A 3,256-nucleotide genomic window follows, 5' to 3' on the forward strand; every position below is an offset into this window, starting at 1 on the left:
ACGACCCACCCATCGACTTCGGCCAAAAACACCCCGACCGGCCCCACACCGCACCCACCGCCACCACCACCGAACTCACCACCGCCGGCAACGACCCCGCACCCGCCCCCGGACCCCGCGACCTGCACACCACCAACCCCAACAACCCCGACCCCGCAGCAGACAACGACCCCGACCACCCCGACCGCACCCTCACCACCGACTTCACCAACGCCCTCAACACACCCCGCAACACCACCGCACCACCCGCCTACGGCCCCACCACCGCAGGACCGACCATCAACACCGCCGCCACCGGCACCGGCAACGCCGGCGCCGGAACCGGAACCGGGACCGGGACCGGGACCGGGACCAACAACACTGGCAACAGTGGCGACCGCAGCGGCAACAACAACTCCGGCGGCGGCAACACCGACCGGAACGACAACACCCGCAGCACCCCCAGTACCGCGCCCACCAGCACCAATCCCGCACCCGGCACCGACCACAGACCCGCCACCGAGCCAACCGGAACCGCCCGCACCAACAGTGAACCGTCCCCACCCCCCTACCCCGGCCGACCCCAAACCCAGGCCCCACCCCCAACCACCGACACCGATCAAAAGCAGCGCGAAACACCCAGCAACAACCGCGACCAGAACAGCACCCCCCAGCACGACCGGGATCCCGACAACAACCAGCCCCAACCGGCCCCGCCCGAAACCATCGGCCCCATCCACCAAACCGCCGCCACCTTCGGCGCCGACGACGAAGCCGCCGTCATCGCCGCCAACGGCCACGAAACCGGCCTCACCACCACCGACCCCAACCGACCTCCCTCCCTCAACGAAGCCCCACCCCCCTACCCCGGCCAACCCGAAAGCGAAGAGTCGCCCGCACCCACCGAGCGGATCGGCCGGCCCGCCGAGGACCACCCCTCTGCGGCCTCATTCGCCCAGCGCAACGGCATCACGCCGCTCCCGGAGCCCGGGCCCGGATCCGCTGTAGACCTCCCCGGCGACACCGACCACCGCCGCTCCGCGCTCGAAGACGACCCTGCGCGGTTCCACGACGGCCTCGCGATCTTCCCGGTCCTGAACGCGCCCAACCCATTCCGCAGGACCTGGGCCTGGATACGCCGACAAGCCGAGCGGACCGGACCGACCACTCAGGACACGCCTGCCCGCGACCGCACCCGCGACCGCCTCCGCAACGTCGGGCGGGCACTCATCGGCAGGAATAGGCCGCCCGCCCCGGCCGCGGCTCCCACCACCAGCGCCGCCCAGCACCCTGTTGATCCCGAACAGACCGGACGCACCGGCCCCGAACCAGCGGAACAGCGGAATAGCGGCAACCCGTCCAACGATGCGGTGCCGACCGAGGACGCCGTTGAACAGCCTGCCGGCGCGCCTCCCGCCTACACCCCCTATACCGGCCCGACCAGCGATATCTTCGGCAGCACCGCCCCCGACACCGCGGTTCAGCAGCCGGAACCGGTCGAAAACACCGCATCGGACGTCGGCGACGCGGTACGCCCGCGCCAGGACGCCGCCGCCCGCGAGCCCCACTCCGATGCCGGGGCAGTGCCCGAGAAAAGTAGCGAACCGCTGTTCCCCACCGGCCGCGGCACCACCCGCAATACCGGGTACCCCTCCGACCCGGAACTGTCCAGCCTCTCCGATGACTCGGACGGCTCTGCCGATTCCGATTCCCGTCTGGACAGCGACGATCGCCGACCGCCCCAGAAACAGGACGATCCGGCCCAAGGGCCCACGCCCGCGGAGAACAATGCGCTCCCCCCGACCAAGGGCGACGACCCCGCCTGGGAACCGACGCGCTCGCCGCACAATGCCGATGCGAACGTGCTCCCTCCTGATATCCAGCCGGCCGACGACGCCGCACTGATCTCCGACGGCTTCTACGGCCGAAACGACGCCCCGCACACTCCCCAAGCGGACAACACCACCGACCCCAACACCGCGCTCGTCCCCGACGGCATCTACGGCCGGCAGAACGATCCGCCTCCCTACACCGATCCCGACACACCCGTGTACTTGCGCGGTGCAGGCCCCGCCGCCGATGCCGCCGAAAACCCGCCACCGGATCCCAACCCCGGTGAACCCGGCGATCCGCGACTCCTGGAAAAGCAGCGCACCTCCTCCGGCGATTCACCGCCGGCCGCAGACAGCACCTCCGCCGACGAATCCGCCGATGCTGCATCCGGCAATGGCCAACAAGGCAGCGACGCCGGTTCGGAGACCGACACCACCGACGGCCGGGAACGGATGCGCCAGGCCGAAACCCGCTACTTCACCGGTGCCCGTACCTTTTCCAACGACGCCGCCGCAGCCGACTTCGGCGCCGACGTATGGAACTCCTACGCCGCCCGCATCCCCCGCCCGCAATGGGACTCGCTGCGCTGGTCCGCTGAATCGGTCTACCGGCCGACCGCGCCCCGAACCGAGCACCACATCGCCAACATCGACTCAGCACTGCGCGGCCGCCCCATCCCCCACGACACCGTCGTCACCTACCCCGCCCAACCCGACGCGACCGAAGCCGAACGCAACCGAACAGCCAACAACGCCGTCAACAACGCCTTCCTGCCCGCCCAACTCGGCGGAGCCCCCGACGCCCATCGCGACTCGCCGGTGGTCGTCCACTTGCGCGTACCTGCCGGCACACCCGCCATCTGGATGCCGGCGGTCGACCCCGGTTCCGGCCACCGCGACATCCTCATCGCGCGGGGGCTCTCCGAACGCACCCTTGAAGAGGTACGCCACGGGGGGCAACTGCACCGCTACGCCGAACTGGTCCCCGCCCCCGCACCCGCCACCGCCCAAGGCGACCCGGAAACCCGAGACGGCGCCTCGCCCGACGACCGCGACAAGGACGGCACCGACCCCGGACGCGGAAACCACCCCGGCAGCAACGACCGCAGCACCGGCGACGGCGCCGACAGTCCGGCCTCCAACGCCCCTGGCGATGCGGACCGCAGCCCAAGCCGGTCCGAAACAGGAAACTCGCCCCGAACCGATACCAAGCCCCGCGACGCCGACGGCCGAGACGACGACACCGGCGACCGCCGCAACGTCGCCGACCTCCACCGCCAACAGCTCAGCAACTTCATCGACAAGCTCCGCTCCACCAACGCACTCAACCAGCCCCGAACCGCCCCGAGCCCACCCGCCTTCAGCCCACTCGTCACCGAAAAGCCCAACCCCGCCACCAGCACCGCCCCCGCCACACGAAGCACCGTCCCCGTCGGCGGCGGCCA

The 3,256-nt window shown here is 70.7% G+C and carries 1 protein-coding gene; it reads left to right on the top strand.

Annotated elements, in window-relative coordinates; genetic code table 11:
* Nucleotides 1-3,256: ADP-ribosyltransferase family protein (locus ACYVD5_RS08990; RefSeq protein WP_461000485.1), on the top strand; the 3,256-nt coding region annotated here is incomplete at both ends.

The sequence above is a fragment of the Streptomonospora sediminis genome, from assembly GCF_054778995.1.